The following is an 18,858-nucleotide window of genomic DNA, read 5'->3' as shown; positions in this document are numbered from 1 at the left end:
GAGGAGTTCTGCACGTATGTCCATGTCCCGACGGCGGCGGGCACGGCTGATCCGCGGCGTCCAGTACGCCGTGCTGTTCATCGCCATAGCCGTGTTCGCGCTGGTGGCCGACTGGGGGACACTGCGCCAGGCATTCTTCGACGTGGAGATCGCCAAGGCGCTGTTCCCCGAGGTGATCACCACCGCGCTGGTCAACACCGCCTACTACACGCTGCTCGGCTTCGGCTTCGGCCTGGGGCTCGGCATCGTGCTGGCGCTGATGCGGCTGTCCACGGTGCCTCCCTACCGCTGGATCGCGATCGCCTATATCGAGTTTTTCCGCGGCGTCCCCTCCCTGCTGGTGTTCATCGCGCTCGGCTTCGGGGTGCCGCTGGCCTTCGAGGTAGCGCTCGACATGAACATCACGGTGATGCTGTCTCTGGGCCTGGTGGGCGCCGCCTACATGGCCGAGACGATCCGCGCGGGCATTCTGGCGGTGCCCAAGGGCCAGACGGAGGCGGCCCGTTCGCTGGGCATGTCACCAGGGCGTGCGATGGTGTCGATCGTGATGCCGCAGGCGTTCCGGATCGTGCTTCCGCCGCTGACCAACGAGCTGATCCTGCTCACCAAGGACTCCTCACTGGTGTATCTGCTCGGCCTCTCGCTCGGCCAGTTCGAGCTGGCCAACTTCGGCCGGGACGCGCTGAACGAGCACAAGAGCCTGACCCCGATCCTGATCGCCGGACTGCTGTATCTCGTCATCACCCTCCCGCTCGGCCATCTGGTGCGGCGGCTCGAGGCCCGTACGGCGAAAGCCAGGTGAGCATTATGAAGTTGGACAAGGCACCCGATGCGCCCGCACCTTCGGGCCAGGCGATCGAGGTGCGCGAGCTGCACAAGTCATTCGGCGATCTGAAGGTGCTCAAGGGCATCGACTTGACGGTCGGGCGCGGCGACGTGGTCTGTGTCATCGGCCCCTCGGGCTCTGGCAAGTCGACCCTGCTGCGCTGCGTCAACCTCCTGGAAGAGCCCACGTCGGGCACGGTGACGGTGGCCGGCACGGAGGTCACCGACCCCGATGTGGACATCGATCGCGTACGCCGTCGCATCGGCATGGTCTTCCAGTCCTTCAACCTCTTCCCGCACCTCACGGCACTGGAGAACCTGACCATCGCGCAGCGCCGCGTGCTGCGGCGCAGCAAGGAGGAGGCGGAGCGCATCGCGCGGGCCAACCTCGCGCGGGTGGGCCTCGTCGACAAGGAGCAGTCCTATCCGGCGCAGCTCTCCGGCGGCCAGCAGCAGCGGGTCGCGATCGCTCGGGCGCTGTCCATGGACCCCGAGCTGATGCTCTTCGACGAGCCGACCTCCGCGCTCGACCCCGAACTGGTCGGGGACGTACTCGCGGTGATGCGCTCGCTCGCCCAGGAGGGAATGACGATGCTGGTCGTCACCCACGAGATGAGCTTCGCGCGCGAGGTCGCCGACCGGGTGGTCTTCATGGACGACGGAGTGATCGTCGAGGAGGGCACGCCCGAACGTGTGGTGGGTGACCCGCAGCACGAGCGGACCCGAATTTTCCTGGCGCGCGTACTCGATCCTGCGGCGGCGGAAATGGGCGAGGTCCCGGACACAGGACCGCACGAGAAGCGCGTGGACCGCTGAGTGCACCTCGGGACCGAGTATCCCGGCGTGCGGGCGTGCGGGAGGGGGCCCGCAGGGGCGCTGACCCTGCGCGGATAAGTGGATCGGTGGGGCTGCCAGACACATTTGCCGCGTTTTCGGGAAGCGGGGCGTGGTGAGATCCTCAGGCAGGGTGAGCCTGTCACGTCCAGTTGGAACTGATGCGATCCTTGAAACCGGAAAGTCCTCTGAGCTGTGACGCTTCACCTAGTGCTGGATTCCTCAAAGGGTGTACACATATCGGCTCCGTAGTAGGCGAGTTGGTGGCGATGGCCTGCCCCAGACCCAGGGCTTGGCACGGGAGTTGAGCTGGTTGGTTGCCAGGACGGTAGCCTGGGCGATGTCGTTGGGGTCGGCGAAGGACAGTCCGGCGAGGGCGGTTTTGCGGAAGATGCGCCACCAGCCTTCCTGCAGGTTGAGCCAGCAGGCGCCGACGGGGATGAAGGCGTGGTGGATGCGGGGGTGATCCTCCAGCCAAGTTCGGGTGGACACGCTGTTGTGGGAGGACAGGTTGTCGGTGACGACCCAGATCTCGCCCTGCGGGTTGGCGTCCTCGACCTGTTGCAGGAACTGCTGTTAGAAGACGCTGTTACGGGAGGACGCCGCCATGGTGACCTGCAGACCGTCCCGGACACGCGCCTCCGTAGACCTGCAGGCCCTGCAGCAGTTCGTCAGCCAGTCGCCATGGGCGTGGACGCCGGTCCGCCGGCGGATCGCCGAGCGTCTGTGCAAGGTGATCCAGCCGCAGGTGTGGGTGGTCGACGACGTGTCGTTTCCCAAGTGCGGGAAGGCGTCGGTGGGGGTGGCCCGGCAGTACTGCGGCGCGGTGGGCAAGCGGGCCGACTGCCAGGTCGCGGTCAGCGTGCACGCCGCCACCGACGCCGCGTCCTGTCCGCTGGAGTGGGAGCTGTTCCTGCCCGAACAGTGGGCGGACGACGCCCGGCGGCGCCAGGCTGCCGGAGTGCCCGATGGCGTCGGGCATGTGCCCAAGTCTAATTTGGCGTTGGGCTTGTTGGAGCGGCTGGCCGGTTGCCTGCCGTCGGTGCCGGTGATCGTGGCAGATCCCGGTTACGGCCGCAGTGTCTCCTTCCGGCTCGCGCTGGAGGAGCGCGGCTGGTCCTACATGATGGCCGTCGATCCCAAAGAGACCGTCCAGCCGGAGGCGGCCGAGCCGTATCAGCCGCCCTACGGCGGGCTGGGGCCGCCCACCCGGCCCTGCTGTCGCGAACCTGCCCGGCCTCTGAGGGGCCTGGTCGATGCCACCACGGCGTTCGAGCAGGTGACCTGGCGCCATGGCAGCAAGGGCGGCATGGCCTCCCGGTTCGCCGTGCTCCGGGTGCGACCGGCGGGCAAGGCCGCCCGTCACACCGCCCGGGAACAGGCCGGCGGGCGTGGCCGATGGGACGGTGTGCTGCCGCTGCGAACCCTGCTGGTCGAACAGCCCGAAGACGCAGACGAACCGACCGGTTACTGGATGAGCAACCTGCCCGCCACCACCCCCGTCGCCGATCTGGTGAGATGGGCGAAGATGCGCTGGCGCATCGAGCACGATTACCGCGAACTCAAACACGGCCTGGGCCTGGACCACTTCGAAGGCCGGACCTGGCGCGGCTGGCACCACCACGTCACCCTCGTCACCGCCGCCCAGGCCTTTCTCACCCTCCGGCGCCTGGACCCAAAAGCCCGGACCTCAGTCTGACCCTCTACCAAGTCCTCGACACGCTGCAGGACCTGCTGCGGTGCTGGACCGGCACCTGCACCACCTGCGGCCGCCCCCTCACCGCCAGCAGACCCAGAACCTAACGAAGCACTAGCCGTTTCGTTTGGATCATCCACCTGGTATTCCGGTCGTGGCGGCCGGTCCGGAAAATAGGGGCTCGACTTGACCCGTATACGCTGCACGTCACCCGTGGTCAGGCAGATCTCAACCCGCAGCAGAGTTGGAGAAGGCCGTTCACGCTAGGAAGCTCGTGCGTCGTGGCTCTCGCGATGGGTGAGGACTTGTTCCATGTGGGTCTGGGCCCACTGTCTGAGTCCGCGTGTCAGATGATGGAGTGAGAGGCCGAGGCCGGTCAGCTCGTACGTGACGGTGACAGGGACCGTGGGTGTCACCGTGCGGGTGAGCAAGCCGTCGCGTTCGAGAGCCCGTAGGTTCTGGGTCAGCATCTTCTGGCTGACGCCGGCCAGTAGCCGGGCCAGTTCGGAGTAGCGCATCGCCTTGGGGGCGCGTGATGCGCCGGGCTGTTCGGGTGTGTCACCGCCCAGTGCGCACAGGATCAGGACGACCCATTTGTCTGAGACCCGGTCGAGGAGCTGACGGCTGGGGCACGCGGCCAGGAACGCGTTGTACTCCGCCTTCGCCTGCGCCTTCTTGTCGGCCTTCATTGTCGCTGGCCTTACCTCTCACCTTCTGGGTGGTTACGCACTTCAGAGTGCCTACTTCCCAACAGGAAGTTTCTCTCCAATGCTGATGCAAAGGGGCTGGAAACACCACCCCTGGCACGAAGTGAAAGGCACCACGATGGACATGCCCTCCACATCCCTCCCCGGCGGAACCTGGACGCTGGGTGACTCAGCCGTCGCCCGGTTCGGTTACGGCGCGATGCAGCTCACCGGCCCGTGGGTCATGGGGCCGCCCGCCGACCACGGCGGTGCCCTGGCCGTGTTGCGCGAGGCGGTCAGCCTCGGGATCACCCACATCGACACCAGCGGCGCCTACGGACCGCGCATCACCAATGAGCTGATCTGTGAGGCACTGCACCCCTACCCGGAGTCGCTGTTCATCGCCACCAAGGTGGGTGCGACCCGCGACGCGCAGGGCGGCTGGCCCACGGCCCGGCGCCCCGAAGACCTGCGCAAGCAGGTCCACGAGAACCTTGAATCCCTCGGCGTCGAGACCCTCGGCCTGGTCAACATGCGTATGGGCGATGCTCAGGGCCCGCAGCCCGGCTCGATCACCGAAGCGTTCGAGACGCTCGTCGACCTCCAGCACGCGGGCCTGATCCGCCACCTCGGCGTCAGTAATGTCACCGGGGAGCAGGTCGCCGAGGCGCGCAGCGTCGCTCCGATCGTGTGCGTGCAGAACATGTACAACCTCGCCCACCGCCGCGACGACGACCTCGTGGACCACCTCGCCGCCGACGGCATCGCCTACGTGCCGTTCTTCCCCCTGGGAGGCTTCACGCCGCTACAGTCCGAGGCCCTCTCGCAGGTCGCGAACCGACTGGGGGCGACGCCGATGTCGGTCGCGCTGGCCTGGCTGATGCAGCGCTCGCCGAACATCCTGCTCATCCCCGGTACTTCGTCCACCGCCCACCTGCGCGAGAACATCGCAGGCGCCGGTCTCTCGCTCTCGGACCAGGACGTGGCCGAACTGGACAGCATCGGCCACTGAACAACACGCAGGCCACCATCGGGGACCGTGCTATCGGGCGGACCAGAGGAAGATGCCCGCGCTGTGGAGTCCGGCCAGGTAGATGGTGGCGGTCTTCTCGTAGCGGGTGGCGATGCCTCGCCACTGCTTCAGGCGGTTGAGGCACCTCTCGACGGTGTTGCGCTGCTTATAGGTCTCGCGGTCGAAGTCCGGTGGCCTGCCGCCGCGGCTGCCCCGCCGTAGCCGGTGTGTGCGCTGGTCGGCAGGGACGGGGATCACTGCCCGGATGCCGCGCTTGCGCAGGTGTTCGCGGATCGCCCGGGAGGAGTACGCCTAATGGGACCCGAAGGTCGGTACTGAGCCCCGTTCTTGGGTGAGGGCACAGCCACGCAAAGGCCGGTGCCGATCGGGTGTCGGGCCACCCACTTCTGGATCCGCGTCAGACGACGCCGTCCGCCCAAAGCCCGTTCCCAAGCCCAGAATCCATCCTTCAGAGAACGCCGCCAGTTCGCCACGGCAGAAGGGTATGACAGCCAAATCACTGACATGTCATGTCGGGCTCAGGAACAGGCACTGACGAAGCCTCCCGGGTGAGGCCGTTGCACTGCCCTGCCGGCCGCGGGACCCTGGTGGCAGGGCAGCGCAAGGAGTGTCGTCATGGCCTGGGTCGATCGCAAGCACCTCAAAACCCTTGAAGAGGACTGGCGCTACACCAGGCTGATTAACCTGACGAAGCGGCTCCTGGAGGCCAAGGTGCCCGCATGCGGGAACTGCGTCGGTGGCACCATCACCGTCAAGGACCACGAGGGCAACGAAACCACCGTCACCTGCGGTGAATGCGGCGGCACCGGAGAAGTAGGCACGCTCGCCGACAACGAGGACGACGGCGAAGCCGGTAGAGGGTGAAACCCTGGCCTAACGACGTGAGCGTGAAGGTCGGTACGGCCCAGGCGGCGAAACGTGGGGAACCTGTCAGCCGCTGTAGGAGCTGGCGCCGAAGAGGTCCGGGCGCGCGCCCGGACTTGTCGATTCTGGTCCGGCTGGGGATCGCGGTCGCGGGCTACGACGGGACCCAGACGGCGCCCGCCTGCCTGACGGGGAGCCGCCTCCGGAGTGAGCCTCCACGGTGCGGGTTTCGTCATGCGAATTGGCGCTCGGACGTGATCTGGATGCTGAACTCGGCTGATAGCAGGATGAGTTGGATCAAATTGGGGGCTCCTTGCATCGTGACAGGCGGCAGATCCAGACGGCAGTGCTGGGCAGCGCGGACTCAGAGGAGCCGCTCATGCTGCCGTTGGAGGCGATTGAGCTGGATGCCTTTCGCCACCGGCACGAGCACCACACCTTCTGGTGCGGGCTGCTGCTGGGCGGCTGCGGCGGCCAGTTGACGACCAAGCTCTACACCGACCGGGTCTGTTCCCTGTCAAGTGCGGCGTGTTGAAGTAGACCGCGCTCGTAGGCACACGGAAAACAGGATATTGGCCGCTATTGTGGATGCCCAATAACGAACCCTTGCCTTGTGTCGATGAGCCCGATTCCCCCCAGGGCTAACCGCACGTAATTTCCCACCTCTCCGAGGCGTCAGGCCGTGTCACGTCCCTGCCGTGCTGCTGTGGTCCTAGGTCGGAGGTCGGTAGGCAAGAGACGCATGGCACCACGAGATTGGCGATGTGACGTCTCGTAGCTTCGATGTGGACACGTTCCTGCAGCAGCCGCTCACCGCTCGCATAGCTACCAATGGGCCCACCGTGCGCCCGGTCTGGTTCTTGTGGGAGGGCGGTGCATTCTGGGTACTGACGGGTCCGTGGACCCGGTTGTTCGACCGGGTGAAGAACGATCCGAACGTCGCGCTCGTGGTGGATGAATGCGATCTCGTGACGGGACGTGTCCGGCAGTTGATCGCGAGGGGGGCGGGCTGAGCTCGTGCCGTTCGACGTGCCGAGAGGCCGACGCAAGCTGGTCCGCTATCTGGGGGTGGATGAGGCTCTCTGGGATGCGCGGTTCGTGGGCCATCTGTATGACAATCCGGGTGAACGAGGCACGATGTGGCTGCGTTTGAGGCCCGCCTCGCTCAAGGTCCAGGATCTCAGTTATGCCGTCGTTCCGTCCTGAGACTGATGCCGCTGGCTGGGGTGGGAGAGTCGCCAACGCCGACCAGGTCATCGACATGGGGATGGGGCAGCGGCGTCGCAGGCGGAACCATCGTCGCCACCGGCACCCCCAACAGAGCCACCGGCCGCTACACCGCGATCACCTGAGCCCGGAGCGGACGGATTGACCGCAGCCGCCCGTGGTCAGGCGAGGGCGAGTCTTTCCAGCTTCTTGGCATCGACGCTGTCACGGCCGCCTTCGGCTGGGCACTGCTCCAGGGCGATCGCAGCCAGGGTGTAGACGCGGCGGCTGATGGCGTTGTTGACGGCCGAGCGTTGGGTGAGAGGACAAGCCGAGTCACCGTGCGCTCTCGAAACCGTCGCCTGACCCACCCTGTTGAGCCACTGCGGTCACAGCTCCGGGCGAGCCCAGTGAAGTGATCTGCTTCACACCCTGTCACAGCGACTGGCTATGCGGTGACTTATGGCCGAACACCTGGAACCGAAGGAGGCGCCATGACTGGGAACACGCAGGTGGTCGTGATCGGTGGCGGATACGCGGGCGTGATGGCCGCGAACCGGCTGACGCAGCGCGACGACGTGACGGTGACGCTGATCAACCCGCGCCCGGATCTTGTCCACCGGGTCCGCCTGCACCAGTTGGTGGGCGGGTCCGACGACGCGGTCGTCGCGTACGAGGACGTACTGGCCGAGCGGGTCCGGCTGGTGGTCGACAGCGTGACGCGGATCGACGCGGCCGCACGCAGCGTGACGCTTACAGCCCACGCCACGCTCGGCTACGACTACCTGATCTACGCCGTGGGCAGCGGCAGCGCGGAACCGGGCGTGCCCGGCGCTGAGTTCGCGTACCCGATCGCCACCCTGGAGGAGGCACAGCGGCTGCGTGCCGTCCTCGAAGCCACGCCGGAGACGGCTCCGGTGACGGTGGTCGGCGCCGGTCCCACCGGCATCGAGACCGCCGCCGAACTGGCGGAACAGGGTCGCCAGGTGACCCTGGTCTGCGGCGGAGTTCTCGGCCCGTACCTGCACACGCGGGGCCGGCGCTCGGTGGCGAAGCGGCTGGCCGCGCTCGGTGTGACGGTCATCGACGGCTCGGACACGAAGGTGACGGCAGTGACCGGCGACGCCGTACGGCTCGCTGACGGCCGTGAGCTGGCGAGCGAGGTGGCCGTCTGGACCGTCGGCTTCGGCGTTCCCGACCTGGCCGCGCGTAGCGGGCTGAGCACCGACGCCGTGGGCCGCCTGCTCACGGACGAGACGCTGCCGAGTGTGGACGACGCGCGCATCGTCGCGGCCGGGGACTCGGCGGCACCGTCCGGCCTGCCGCTGCGGATGAGCTGCCTGAACGCGTCTCCGCTGGGCGCGCGGGCCGCCGACACCGTACTCAGCCGGCTCGCGGGTGAGCAGCCGGAGAACCTCCACCAGTCGATGTACGCCCAGTGCATCAGCCTGGGGCGAAGCGCGGGCATCTACCAGTTCGCCAACAGGTCCGACGTCGCGGGCGGCTGCACATCGACGACGGCCTGGGCGCCAGGATCAAGGAAATGGTTTGCCAGGGCATCCCCAAGCACCTGGCCGGGGAGGCGCACAAGCCTGGTTCGTTCAGGCTGCACCGCATGCCGGGAGGCGTCGCCAAGCGCAAGCAGATGCTGCGCGACCACCGCGCCGGGACACCGGCCGCAGCCGACCGGGCAGCCTGACCGGTGGGTGCTGGGGAGGATCTTGCTGTGGACGCACGCGAACGCGGTCGGCCGCCACGGCCGACCGCGAAGGACGAGGAAACGGGACGAGAGATGAGCGACGACGCCACCGACCCGGCGACCGAGGCATTCCTCGCTCACCGCAACCTGGTCTTCACCGTCGCCTACGAGGTACTCGGATCGGCGGCCGACGCCGAGGACGTCCTCCAGGAGACCTGGCTGCAGTGGGTCAAGGCCGACCGGGGGCGGCCTCGGTGATCAGCTGGGGGTGCGCCGGGTTCTGTCGTGGTGCGCAGAGGGGTGATGGCGTGGTGGGTGAGGGAGAGCTCGGCGCGGGCGATGAGCTGGTCGTCGGCGAGGAGGGGGCAGACGTAGTAGCCGTGGGTGCGGCGGTGGGCGTGCTTGAGATTCATACGCGCCGTGACCAGATCCGAGCCCGCAAGGTTTTCCCAGTCCGCGTGCTCCACGATCACCCTGGCGAGCTCGAGTCCCCGGGCCGGGCTTGTGCGCGCAGGCGGGGAGTCGGGCTCGTTGAGGGCGCCCCGGACGGAGACCAGGAGGTTGGTGACCGCGGCCTCGGTGACCGTTGAGATCGGAGAGATGCTCGGGTGCGCCGCCAGCGACCACAAGGTATACGTCGTGGCAGAGAAGTCGGTAGCCATCCCGTCGTGACTGTGGGACCCCTTGAGGAGGATCCCGCCAATGCCCGGGCTCAGCCTGGGCATTGGCGAGGAATGCAAGGGTCGAGCGCGGTTTCGGCTGCTCCACTGGTCCCCAAGGCCGGGCTCGGAGTGTGAAGGCGAAGGGCCCCGCACGAAACCGGGAGATCAGGGGTTCACGTGCGGGGCCGCTCGCGGGGTGTGGGCCGTCAGACTCCGATCAGGGTGTACGTACCCGTACCGTCCTGCCTGCCGCTGGAGTACTGGCGGATGAACTCCCCGTCCGCGTACCGGTCGTGGCCCATCATGGAGCCGGTGTACTTGTTCTGCACACCGATCTTCGAGCTGCCGGGTACGTCGCGGTAGATGTAGAACCGCTGGAGGTCGTCCTCCGTGCAGGGGGCCGTCGTCAGCACCGCCCGTTCGGTGGCCGCGTTCTGCGCGGCGATGGTCGCGCAGCCGCCGTTGCCCCAGTTCCACAGGGACGCCTCGAGGACCCCGCCCCGCTCCGTCACGTTGCACAGGCGCCAGTTGTCCAGGTGGGCGCTGAAGATCGTCGAGGGCCGCAGGCGGACACCGTCGTCCGCCAGGAGCGGCGCGCCCCAGGACAGGGGCTTGCCGGGTACGGCGATCTTGTAGACGTCCGCCTGGCACTCGAGGGCGGCCCGCGCGTTATGCCCGGTGGCCTTGGGCTGTTCGACGGATGTGCCGCCGGCGAGAGCCGGGCGCGGCACGAGGCGGTCCCGCTTCTGCTCCGCCGTCGGCGCCACCGCACCCGCCGGGTGCTCGGCCTTCGCGGCGGCCGAGCCGCAGTCGAGGAGGTCTTGCGCCTTGGCCATGATGCTGCCTGCGGGTACCTGGTCCTGGCAGCGCACCGCGCCTTCCTCGAGGGTGGTGTAGGTGGTGAAGTTCCCGCCTTCGGGCCCCTCGATCCACTTCAACGCCCAACTGCCGTCGCCCTGTTGGACGCGGTTGCAGTTGAGGCTTCCGTAGGTGCCGGTGACCTTCTTGGTGCCCTTGTAGGCGCCGTAGTAGCCGGGCTGGTTGAAGTTCCAGGTGACCGCGTTCGACTCGGTGCTGGTGGAGGTGTAGTCGACCTTTACGTTCAGGCCCAGGCTCGCGCCGACCTTGCCGAGGGCCTCGGTGCCGAAACCGCCCTCGACATTGCCGTTCAGGCCGACGGAGACCGTGATGGTCGTCTGGGCGGTGGTGGTGACGGTCTGCGTGCCGGTTGTGCCCTCGGTGACGTACCAGCCCTTGAAGTGGGTGATCGTCGGGGACACTTCGGTGGTCTTGATGTACGGGTGGCGTGTGCCGAGGTCGGCCGCCGTACAGGTGTCGCCGGGCCCGGGCCCCGTCGTGTGGGCGGGTGCTGCAGCAGCCGGTGAGACGGCAAGGCTCATGGCGGTGACTGCTACGGCGGCCGCCGTAGCAGTCACCGCCATGAGCGATCTGCCGATGTGGCTGACGGGTCTTATGGGTCTTATGAGGCGCATCATTGCCTGTTTCCCCTTGGTCGTGTGTGTCCGGTCGGGGGTGAATGTAGCGGCCACAGGGGGTGGTGGCGTGAGGCCCGAACGGGCCACAAATGATCACGGAGGGGCTTATTCCTCCCCTGGAGCAGACCGTTGTCGGGTGGGCAAATGGAGCTGCGCCAGGGGCGGTCGGGCGTTCGGGCAAGGCAGGGCAGCATTGCAGGTCTCTCGCGCCCGTCTCCGGCCGACGCTGTCGTCGTTGTGCCGGGCATGGATCTCGCTGCTGATGTTCCGACCGCCGTGGACCCGCCGGCTTCGCTGCTTCCCGTGCTGACGCTGGCCGAGGCGCACGATGTGCTGGGCGTGCTTGCGGCGGTGGTGATCGGCGGCCAGGTGGACGTCCTGGCTGCCGAAGAGCTGTTGTCGAACCTGGCTAGCAGGGTGCCGCCGCGGGGGTGAGGGGCTACGCGGCGTGGAACACGCAACGCGGCGGGTCTGTATGAACCACGACCGGCAGCAGCATGAGAGGCAGAGGGTCTGGCCAGCGCCTACCGGTTCTGCCCGGCGCCGGGCACGTGAATGGCCACGTCATAGTTGGCGATCAGATCGGCGAGCGCGCGCGGGCTCACACCCTTCGCGTTTTGCTGCTCGGGATCGGCTCCGGCTTGCAGCAGTACCTGAAGCGTTGCCGGATCCCCTCGGTAGTTGAACACCGCGGTGAACAGCGCGGTATGGCCGTTGCCGTCACCGACATCCACGGACGCACCCGCCGTCAGAAGGATCTCCGCTGCCGACGCGGCCTGAGACTGCGCGGCGAAGTGCAGGGGCGTCATCCCTGCGTTGTCCGCCAGGCAGGGATCTGCCCCGCCCGCCAGGGCCGCCCTCAAGCCGGCGATGTCTCCATCCAAGGCCCCTTAGTGCACCGAAGTGCGACCCGTCCAGTCCCGACCCTGATCCCCATCCGCCATGACCCCATCCTTTCCGGGCCCGACGGAAGAGAGAGGGGCACCCCCCTGACCGTGAAATAGAGGGCAGGAGTGGGATCTCAGCGAGGCCGGGTATTTGGTATGTCCCCCGGCCTCGTCCGTGGTGGGTGAGCCCGCGTGGTGTGGGCGTCGCGGGCGGCTATGTGGAAGCGCAGATGCTCCAGTCGTCGATGTGGCGTTGGACGGAGAGGATGGCCGTTCCGCCGCGGTGGCGGGCGGGCAGGGGATCTGGATCCGGCTGGTATGCCGGGGGAGTGGCGGAGGCCTGGAGCAGGTGGGCGTCCGGGCACGGGGCAGGGGACCGCTCAGGTCTGTTGGGTGAGGAAGGTTGTCACGGTGTCCAGGAACTGTGTCTGTGCTTCGACGTTGGCCATGTGCACGGTGGGCAGGATGGTGAACTGTGCGTCGGGGATGGCCGCGGCGAGCTCTTTGCCGTGGTCGGCGGATGTGACGGTGTCGTGCTCGCCCGCGATGACCAGTGTGGGGTTGTCAATGAGCGTGGCTGTGCGGCGCAGGTCGTAGTCGCGCACCGCGGCCCAGCTTCCGGCCACGCCCTGGCGCTGGGTGGCGAGCAGGGTGTGGCGGAAGCCCTCGACGATCTCGTTGTCGCCCTGCAGCATGCGGGCCGGGAACCAGTTGTGCAGGAAGCTTTCCGCAGTGGCCTGCATGTCGGGGGCTTGCAGCAGTTCGGCGATCGGCTGGTCCCACTGACGGGCCGGGCCGAGGTAGGCGGCGGTGTTGGAGAGGATCAGGTGGTCGACGCGCTCGGGGACGTGGATCCCCAGCCACTGCGCGACGATTCCGCCCAGGGACAGGCCCAGCACGTGCACCCGTTGCAGGCCCAGGGCATCCAGGAGTTCCACCACGTCGCGTCCCAGCCGGTCCAGGGAATACGGGCCGTCCGGGACATCGGAGGCGCCGTGGCCGCGCGCGTCGTAGCGCAGCAGCCGGAAATGCTCAGTTAGAGCCGACACCTGGCCATCCCACATGTGCAGGTCGGTGCCGATGGAATTCGAGAGCAGCAGCACCGGCTGGTTCTCGTCACCGTCGAAGCGGTAGGCGATGCGGACGCCGTCGCCGGTGGTGATGGCAGTAGGGGTCTGAGAAGTCATGTCAGCTCCAGTGATCTAGTGGCTATGTGCCCAGCCTATGAACACCACCTGGCAGAGTGCTATTACAAAGATCAAACGAGCTCTGTAGGCTATCTGGACAATGTCGAACTTCACGCTCCACGAATTGCAGTGCTTCAACGCCGTGGTGCTCGACGGCGGCTTCCAGGCCGCCGCCGAGCGGCTGCACCGCTCACACCCTTCTGTGTTCGCGGCAGTTGCCAAGCTGGAGCGCCAGCTGGGCCTGGACCTGCTGGATCGCTCGGGCTATCGGGTCCAGCTCACCGAGGCGGGTCACGCCTTCCACCGCAAGGTGCGCTTCCTGCTGCACGAGGCCGAGGAACTGCAGACCTACGCCGAGCAGTTGGCGATGGGCGAAGAGGCCGAACTGCGCGTGGTGCTAGGGGACCTGTGCCCGCTTCCGCCGGTGTTGGAGATGCTCAGCGGCTTCTTCGCGCAGCGCCCGCAGACACGACTGCACCTGCAGTTCGAGACGGTCACCGGCCCCTGGGAGCGGCTGCTGGAGGACGAAGCCGACCTCATGGTGCACCGCGTCCCCAAGAGCGACGTGCGGATGGAGTGGATCGATCTCGGCCGCGTCGCGCTGGTGCCCGTCGTGGCGCCCGGTTTCCTGCCTTTCCCTGCGGACACCGACATCACACCGCAGCGGATGCAGGCCTTCACCCAGTGCATGGTCCGGGATTCGGCGCGGCATCCGTCCGAACAAGGCCACTTCCTGGTCGAAGGCGCGCCCCGGAGCTCCGTTCCGGACCACCTCATGAAGAAGGAGCTGATCTTGCACGGCATGGCGTGGGGACACATGCCGAGGTTCATGATCGAGACCGAGTTGCGTGACGGAAGGCTGCTTTCCATCGCCGGACGGCACTTTCCCGGTGTGGTCGAGGAACTCTCGGCAGCTCGTCGGCGCGACCGGCCGCACGGGCCGGTCGCCGACAAACTGTGGGACTTTTTGGAGCTTCATGCACCGGTTCTGCGGCCGGCGCTGGGCCGTGTACCCGGGGCGAAGAAGACGCCGGAACACCCACCCCGGAGTTGATCGTGGTCGGGCTGGCAGCCTCGCGTCCGCGACCGGCGCCGCAGGCGGGCCGGGACCCGTACCGGGATCACCGTGGAGGCCCACGCCCGGTTCGGCTACAGCGCACCGATCGGCACGACCGACGACGGCCGTACACGGCGCATCACCGTCTACCTCCCCGCCGACTACGCCCGCCGCCTCTTCGAAGCCCAGGGGTGCATCGGTGCCCAGAGCCTCAACGAGGTGATCGCCGAAAGCATCCAGGAGATGTACTTCAAGGACCACGGCCGCAGCGCCGACCAGCGTGAAGTCGAATTCACCGCCATCGACTACATCGACGTCTCCTTCTGATCTGGGCCCGCCGCCGACTCCGCAAGCTCTCACCTTCGCTACCCTCCGTCGCCCGGGCGGCAGGCGTCACGCGGAGCTTGCATGCGAGTATCCCGTTGGCAGCAGGCCTGAGACTCTGCTGGGTGAAGACGAGAACGTGTGACGGCCGGTGTTGGGGGCGTGGTGGGTGTTGCAGCGTTGGTGGTGTCGGTGGTGGCGCTGGGGGTATCCGGGTGGGCGTCGTTGCGGCAGTTGAGGTTGGCGCAGCATGCCAACACGCTGCCGGTGCTGGTGGACCTCTTCCGTGAGCATCGAAGCTCCCGTCTGGCCGGGGCACGGCAGTTCGTGCATGAGCGGCTGCCGGGCTGCGATCTGTCGGCGGGTCTGGACGGAGTGCCGGAAGCCCAGAGGGAGTTGGTGCGTGAGCTGGCCTGGTTCTACGACAACCTGGGCGCCCTGGTCGCGCATGGTGTGGTGGACATCGAGCCTGTCTCCGGGTACCTGGGCGGGTCGGTGGTCTCGGTGTGGGAAGGGATGCGGCCGCTGGTGGAGGCGGAGCGGGCCAAAAGGGCGGGGAACGCCATGCCGGATCCGAACCGCTGGCAGGAGTACTTCGAGAACCTCTACCACCTGGTCCGTGAGATCCCCGCGGACCAGGCCCGTGCGCGTACCGAACTGTGGCGCCTCCCGCGCCCATGATGCGCGAAGCGGTGCTGCTCCAGGCGTTCACACTGCCCGGTTTGCGACTCCTGCCATGACAGGCGACTGGTCACTGTTTGCCGACTTCGGGAACCGGGCCGTGCCAGTGCAGCAGGAGTTCCCGCTGCAGCGGGAACAGGACCGGGGCGTCTCCTCCTGGCTGTCCTGTTCGGCCGGGTGCAGTCGGGCGAGTTCTGTGTCGCTGACGTGGTCGAGGTTGCCGATGCGGCAGAAGGAGCCGTCGGGGCGTACTACGTAGCGTCAGGTGAACAACATGCAAGTCCCCTTTCGGGGCGGAATGTGACACGGATGGCCACGATCTGCCTGGGTCTGGATAAGCGTCAAGGGGTCTCCACGTGTCCCTGTGCCTGGGGTGAGTATCGGCCTAGATCGGTGAATGCCTGCCGAACGTCAGCGCGCAGAGGGTCGGCTCCCACAAGATGGTCATGCTGGGCACGACGGGAGGCGGGCGGCTGGCGTTGCTGCTGAGCGTGCCGCGCGAGGGGAGGAGAGCTGATGCCAACGGGAGTGGCTGTTGTCTGCGATGGCGATGACTGTCTCGCCGTCTTCCTGGCGGTCGAGACGGGCGATGACGGGGATGAGCGTTCCGCGGAAGAGGTTTCCCGGATGGCGCGTCAGGCGGCCGAGAGTGCTGGGTGGGTGATCGGTTTCGGCTTTGTCCAGCCGGTGATGACGTGCCCGGGATGCGCGGATGGCCGCGGCCCTGTCGGGGACCGGGGCACCTGCCGCCGGTGCATGGGCAGCCTCGACTCGGCTTCCAGGTGCAGGTATTGCCTGTACGTGGAGCCGCCACCGGGCGAGGAGAAGTGACGGCTCTTGGCGCGCTTGTGCGGCGGACAAGGCCCGGCGTCGTTCAGGGCCGTAGGTACGGCCCGCTCACGACCGCCCCCAAGTGCCGGGGAGCGACTGAATATCCGGTCATGCGGAGGGCGGGGAGCCAGCTGCTTACACCACGCTCGCTACTCCGGTTCATTCCCGTGCGTGCGGGAGGTAGCGACGGTACCGGTCGGCAGGGGTCAGGTGCGGCGGGACAGGCCGGTGTCGGGCTGGTAGGTCAGGTGTTCGCGTAGGGCGGGGTTGAGCGGGCGCCCGTCGGGAGTCAGGAGTAGGACGGGCTTGTCGCGGAGCCGTCCCAGGGTCGGGCATGGTCCATGCGCTCGCGTGGGGCAGTGTGTGGAGCCAGGTGTGGGTTGGGGGATGCGGACGGTGTTGAGGAGGATCTGGCGCTGCTGGCTGCGGTATTGAGCGGCCTGGCGCGGTGAGGCCGGCGGGCAGCAGACCGTCCGCCTGCCCCGCCGCTGGAAAGTCGAACGCACTCTGGGCTGGATCATGAAATCCCGCCGCAATGTCAGCAATTACGAGCGCCTTCCTCAACATTCAGAAGCACATCTGACCTGGGCGCTCATCACCCTTCTGACCCGACGACTCACGCGCAAGGGGCCCCAAGCTGACTGGTCGAGGACGACCACGTGGCCACACGGAGAGCATGGGCTTTGGACAGCTTCCTGATCATCCAGGGGCGTTCATCGCGCCAGCTGCCAGAGACAGATCGCTGGGCATCGTCTGGCTCACGACCTTGCATTCTTGGGACGGAGCCGGAAGGCGAGATACCGGTTGTAAGCTTCGTGGCTGTCGGGGGCGAAGTGCCACTCCAGCAGGGCCGACCGCAGCTCCGGCTCGGTCAGCCAGCCATGCCAAGCGATCTCATCAGGATCAGCGGCCACGGCGTTCGGCACCACGGATTCGTGCACGCCGAGCCAGTGAGGGCTCAAACCGCTGTGGTTGAGGAACGTGAACAGCAAGCGCGGCTGCACACTAACGCCCAGTTCTTCGGCCAGCTCCCGCGCGGCGGCCTGCTCATAGGACTCACCGACACCAACGGCGCCACCGACCACGACCTCATAGAGCCCGGGGAAGCGTGACAGTTGTTCCGACCGTCGGGTAACGATGGTCCGCCCACTCTCATCACGACACACCGTCACGGCGACCCGGTGCAGCCAACCCTCCCGAACTGCCTGCCGGCGGCTGACCACCCCCAGGACACGATCCTGATCATCGACACGCTCCACCAGTTCGTCCACGACGCACATCCTGGCATAGCCCACTGACAGCGCCGCTTCTCGGAATTTGGTCTGTTCCCAAACACTCACTCAGGCTTGGCCTCGGTGTTCGCAGAGTGGTGGGTTCATGTGAGCAGTTGGCCCTACTGTTCGGAACCCGCTCTACGTCCCGCGGCATTCGCTCGCATTCGCTTTAGGCCTGGCGCACGAACGCGGCAGATGCGTCCCGGCGTTGAGAGGAGCGGCGTACGACCAGTTCCGGGCGCAGCAGGACCTGCTGGTGGGCGTGTTCGACAGGGGAGGCCGAGGAGGTCTTGTCGATGAGGAGGTTGGCTGCTTGTGCTCCGTCTCCACAGCGCGTCAGGGTCGCGCAGCGTCTGCCTGCCGTCATGTGTCTGGAGGACTTGTGCAACGTGGCGAAGTCTGGTGGGTCCAGTTCGACGAGCGGAGGTTGGTCGTACTGCTGTCGGGAGACGACACGTCCGGGATCCGGGTGATGCAGGTCGTCTCTCCGGCGGGCGTCGACATCAGCGCTCTGGGCATCGAAGTGACGGTCGGCGCCGGTGAAGGACTGCCGTTCGAAGGTGTGCTGCGGCTCGCGTTCCCGCGTTCAGGCTTCACTCCGTGCACGTGGCTGACCACTGTGTCCCGGGACGACCTGATAGAGCGGGCGGCCGTCCTGTCCTCCGTGAAGCTCTGCGAGATCGACGACGCCCTCCGTCTCGCTGAACAAGTGCAGGAGCGGACCCCGGCCACGACCGCGAAGCTCAGCGAGATGAGGGATGCCCTCCGTCTCGGTGAACTCGGGTAGACGGAGAAGGAGCCGATGCCCGCGACGGCGTGGGCGATCTCGGGCGAGATGATCGACGCCGGCCACCTGCCGCCTCGGCGCCCCTCACCACCGAGATCACGATCTACTGCTGGAGTTGACCCTCGGGGTGTGGGCCGCGGTTTCTGGACAGCCCACACCCCGATCGATGCCTCCGCACGGCCGCATCCACTACGAAGGCGCCTTCGCCGTGCTCGACCTCGACCACACCCTCGCGCCGTGGCTGCTCGGCGACGTCGTGCTGCTTCAGTCGTTGAATGGTCTGCTGAATGGCAAGTTGATGCGAGTTCTTCAGGTAGAGCCGGTGCGTAATGATCCGGATCCGTACGCCCTTATGGCTTGATGGAGACAGGACGCCGGAGGTCTGGTGCGTGGAGGCCGGGCTGTCCTCGGGGTCGGATTCGTTGACCGCGGTCGGCGCCGGGTATCCGACTTCTGAGTCGAATGCCGCCCTGGCAGGGCAGGCGGGGCGGGGTGGGGTCAGTCTCCTTGCGACTCTGCCTGCGACGGTAGCTGTGGCGTCCTGTATGTCTCTTGCTGTTGCGTGGTGTGGAGCTTCATGTGCGTGGACAGGTGTGAGGAGGGCTGTAACGCTGCAGCTTGCGTTAGCTGCTTGCGGCAAGCCAGCGATGCAACCGTCCCCCGCCCCCGGGTGCCAGTAGTTGCCGTGGCGAGGAGTAGCGCCCCGGACTTGGTGTCCGGGGCGTGGGTCATCTGGTACTGGCTGGGTTCTGGTGGTTTGGCGTTGTGTGTTGTGGTGTGGTGTGGCAGGTGTTTGGAGTGTGGCGGGCTGGGCGGGCTGGGTGGTGTT

The 18,858-nt window shown here is 67.1% G+C and carries 17 protein-coding genes and 7 pseudogenes; 16 read left to right on the top strand and 8 right to left on the bottom strand.

Translation table 11 applies throughout. From position 1 onward, the window contains the following. Positions 1-16: 16 nt before the first annotated feature. Complete coding sequence (locus tag ACWFRJ_RS42440) at positions 17-802, top strand: amino acid ABC transporter permease (RefSeq protein WP_453544052.1); 786 nt, start codon at positions 17-19, stop codon at positions 800-802. 5 nt (positions 803-807) lie between these two features. After that, complete coding sequence (locus tag ACWFRJ_RS42435) at positions 808-1,641, top strand: amino acid ABC transporter ATP-binding protein (RefSeq protein WP_453544050.1); 834 nt, start codon at positions 808-810, stop codon at positions 1,639-1,641. A 240-nt stretch (positions 1,642-1,881) separates the two neighbouring features. Here the strand turns inward: ACWFRJ_RS42435 and ACWFRJ_RS42430 are convergent, their stop codons facing one another. After that, positions 1,882-2,190, bottom strand: a complete 309-nt coding sequence (locus ACWFRJ_RS42430) for a transposase (RefSeq protein ID WP_453544161.1) — start codon at positions 2,188-2,190, stop codon at positions 1,882-1,884. Positions 2,191-2,305: 115 nt separating this feature from the next. On the opposite strand from ACWFRJ_RS42430, the pseudogene ACWFRJ_RS42425 reads away from it, so the two are divergent. Next, a pseudogene (locus ACWFRJ_RS42425) lies at positions 2,306-3,358 on the top strand (IS701 family transposase); the annotation flags it as partial. Positions 3,359-3,618: 260 nt separating this feature from the next. Here the strand turns inward: ACWFRJ_RS42425 and ACWFRJ_RS42420 are convergent. Beyond that, the gene (locus tag ACWFRJ_RS42420; protein WP_453544048.1) at positions 3,619-4,044 is read right to left on the bottom strand and encodes a winged helix-turn-helix transcriptional regulator; all 426 of its coding nucleotides are present in this window, start codon (positions 4,042-4,044) and stop codon (positions 3,619-3,621) included. Positions 4,045-4,180: 136 nt separating this feature from the next. Here ACWFRJ_RS42420 and ACWFRJ_RS42415 point away from each other — a divergent pair, with 136 nt between their 5' ends. Continuing rightward, positions 4,181-5,053 (top strand): aldo/keto reductase family oxidoreductase, encoded by an 873-nt coding sequence (locus ACWFRJ_RS42415; RefSeq protein WP_453544046.1) that lies wholly within the window; start codon positions 4,181-4,183, stop codon positions 5,051-5,053. A gap of 30 nt (positions 5,054-5,083) precedes the next feature. Here ACWFRJ_RS42415 and ACWFRJ_RS42410 read toward each other — a convergent pair. Further along, positions 5,084-5,365: pseudogene (locus ACWFRJ_RS42410) on the bottom strand (transposase); the annotation flags it as partial. Positions 5,366-5,689: 324 nt separating this feature from the next. Between ACWFRJ_RS42410 and ACWFRJ_RS42405 the strand changes: the two are divergent. From ACWFRJ_RS42405 to ACWFRJ_RS42385, 5 genes and pseudogenes are all read left to right on the top strand, one after another. Then, a complete protein-coding gene (locus tag ACWFRJ_RS42405; protein WP_453544044.1) occupies positions 5,690-5,938 on the top strand; it encodes a hypothetical protein in 249 nt (82 codons plus the stop codon). Between the two features lie 379 nt (positions 5,939-6,317). After that, the gene (locus ACWFRJ_RS42400) at positions 6,318-6,473 is read left to right on the top strand and encodes a hypothetical protein (protein ID WP_453544042.1); all 156 of its coding nucleotides are present in this window, start codon (positions 6,318-6,320) and stop codon (positions 6,471-6,473) included. 250 nt (positions 6,474-6,723) lie between these two features. Continuing rightward, positions 6,724-7,144: pseudogene (locus ACWFRJ_RS42395) on the top strand (pyridoxamine 5'-phosphate oxidase family protein). Positions 7,145-7,638: 494 nt separating this feature from the next. Beyond that, positions 7,639-8,843: pseudogene (locus tag ACWFRJ_RS42390) on the top strand (NAD(P)/FAD-dependent oxidoreductase). Between the two features lie 93 nt (positions 8,844-8,936). Next, positions 8,937-9,092, top strand: a pseudogene (locus ACWFRJ_RS42385) (sigma factor); the annotation flags it as partial. A 619-nt stretch (positions 9,093-9,711) separates the two neighbouring features. On the opposite strand, the gene ACWFRJ_RS42380 reads toward ACWFRJ_RS42385, so the two are convergent. Beyond that, positions 9,712-10,947 carry a hypothetical protein gene (locus ACWFRJ_RS42380; protein WP_453544040.1) on the bottom strand — a complete coding sequence of 412 codons (1,236 nt, stop codon included), beginning with the start codon at positions 10,945-10,947 and terminating at the stop codon, positions 9,712-9,714. A gap of 198 nt (positions 10,948-11,145) precedes the next feature. Here ACWFRJ_RS42380 and ACWFRJ_RS42375 point away from each other — a divergent pair, with 198 nt between their 5' ends. Beyond that, the gene (locus ACWFRJ_RS42375) at positions 11,146-11,436 is read left to right on the top strand and encodes a hypothetical protein (RefSeq protein ID WP_453544038.1); all 291 of its coding nucleotides are present in this window, start codon (positions 11,146-11,148) and stop codon (positions 11,434-11,436) included. Between the two features lie 89 nt (positions 11,437-11,525). Here the strand turns inward: ACWFRJ_RS42375 and ACWFRJ_RS42370 are convergent, their stop codons facing one another. Together ACWFRJ_RS42370 and pcaD are read right to left on the bottom strand one after the other, a co-directional pair. Next, positions 11,526-11,864, bottom strand: coding sequence for an ankyrin repeat domain-containing protein (locus ACWFRJ_RS42370; RefSeq protein WP_453544159.1), 339 nt, complete (start codon positions 11,862-11,864; stop codon positions 11,526-11,528). A 404-nt stretch (positions 11,865-12,268) separates the two neighbouring features. Then, on the bottom strand, positions 12,269-13,075 hold the full coding sequence (gene pcaD / locus ACWFRJ_RS42365) for a 3-oxoadipate enol-lactonase (protein WP_453544036.1): 807 nt from the start codon (positions 13,073-13,075) through the stop codon (positions 12,269-12,271). A 100-nt stretch (positions 13,076-13,175) separates the two neighbouring features. Between pcaD and ACWFRJ_RS42360 the strand changes: the two genes are divergently transcribed. From ACWFRJ_RS42360 to ACWFRJ_RS42345, 4 genes and pseudogenes are all read left to right on the top strand, one after another. Continuing rightward, positions 13,176-14,129: a LysR family transcriptional regulator gene (locus ACWFRJ_RS42360; protein WP_453544034.1), complete on the top strand. Its 954-nt coding sequence runs from the start codon at positions 13,176-13,178 to the stop codon at positions 14,127-14,129. 21 nt (positions 14,130-14,150) lie between these two features. Continuing rightward, positions 14,151-14,459, top strand: a pseudogene (gene tpg, locus ACWFRJ_RS42355) (telomere-protecting terminal protein Tpg); the annotation flags it as partial. Positions 14,460-14,618: 159 nt separating this feature from the next. Next, positions 14,619-15,137 (top strand): DUF4760 domain-containing protein, encoded by a 519-nt coding sequence (locus ACWFRJ_RS42350; protein ID WP_453544032.1) that lies wholly within the window; start codon positions 14,619-14,621, stop codon positions 15,135-15,137. Positions 15,138-16,439: 1,302 nt separating this feature from the next. Then, a pseudogene (locus ACWFRJ_RS42345) lies at positions 16,440-16,667 on the top strand (IS5/IS1182 family transposase); the annotation flags it as partial. A 59-nt stretch (positions 16,668-16,726) separates the two neighbouring features. Here the strand turns inward: ACWFRJ_RS42345 and ACWFRJ_RS42340 are convergent. Then, positions 16,727-17,248: an NUDIX domain-containing protein gene (locus ACWFRJ_RS42340; RefSeq protein ID WP_453544157.1), complete on the bottom strand. Its 522-nt coding sequence runs from the start codon at positions 17,246-17,248 to the stop codon at positions 16,727-16,729. Positions 17,249-17,411: 163 nt separating this feature from the next. Continuing rightward, positions 17,412-17,609, bottom strand: a complete 198-nt coding sequence (locus ACWFRJ_RS42335; RefSeq protein WP_453544030.1) for a hypothetical protein — start codon at positions 17,607-17,609, stop codon at positions 17,412-17,414. A 15-nt stretch (positions 17,610-17,624) separates the two neighbouring features. Between ACWFRJ_RS42335 and ACWFRJ_RS42330 the strand changes: the two genes are divergently transcribed. Both ACWFRJ_RS42330 and ACWFRJ_RS42325 read left to right on the top strand, forming a co-directional pair. Next, the gene (locus ACWFRJ_RS42330) at positions 17,625-18,029 is read left to right on the top strand and encodes a type II toxin-antitoxin system PemK/MazF family toxin (protein ID WP_453544028.1); all 405 of its coding nucleotides are present in this window, start codon (positions 17,625-17,627) and stop codon (positions 18,027-18,029) included. Positions 18,030-18,195: 166 nt separating this feature from the next. Beyond that, complete coding sequence (locus ACWFRJ_RS42325; protein WP_453544026.1) at positions 18,196-18,390, top strand: hypothetical protein; 195 nt, start codon at positions 18,196-18,198, stop codon at positions 18,388-18,390. Positions 18,391-18,858 lie beyond the last annotated feature (468 nt).

This window comes from Streptomyces sp. NPDC055239, from assembly GCF_053606205.1.
Note: the sequence above shows the minus strand (reverse complement) of the source record. Positions and strands in the feature narration are given on the sequence as shown.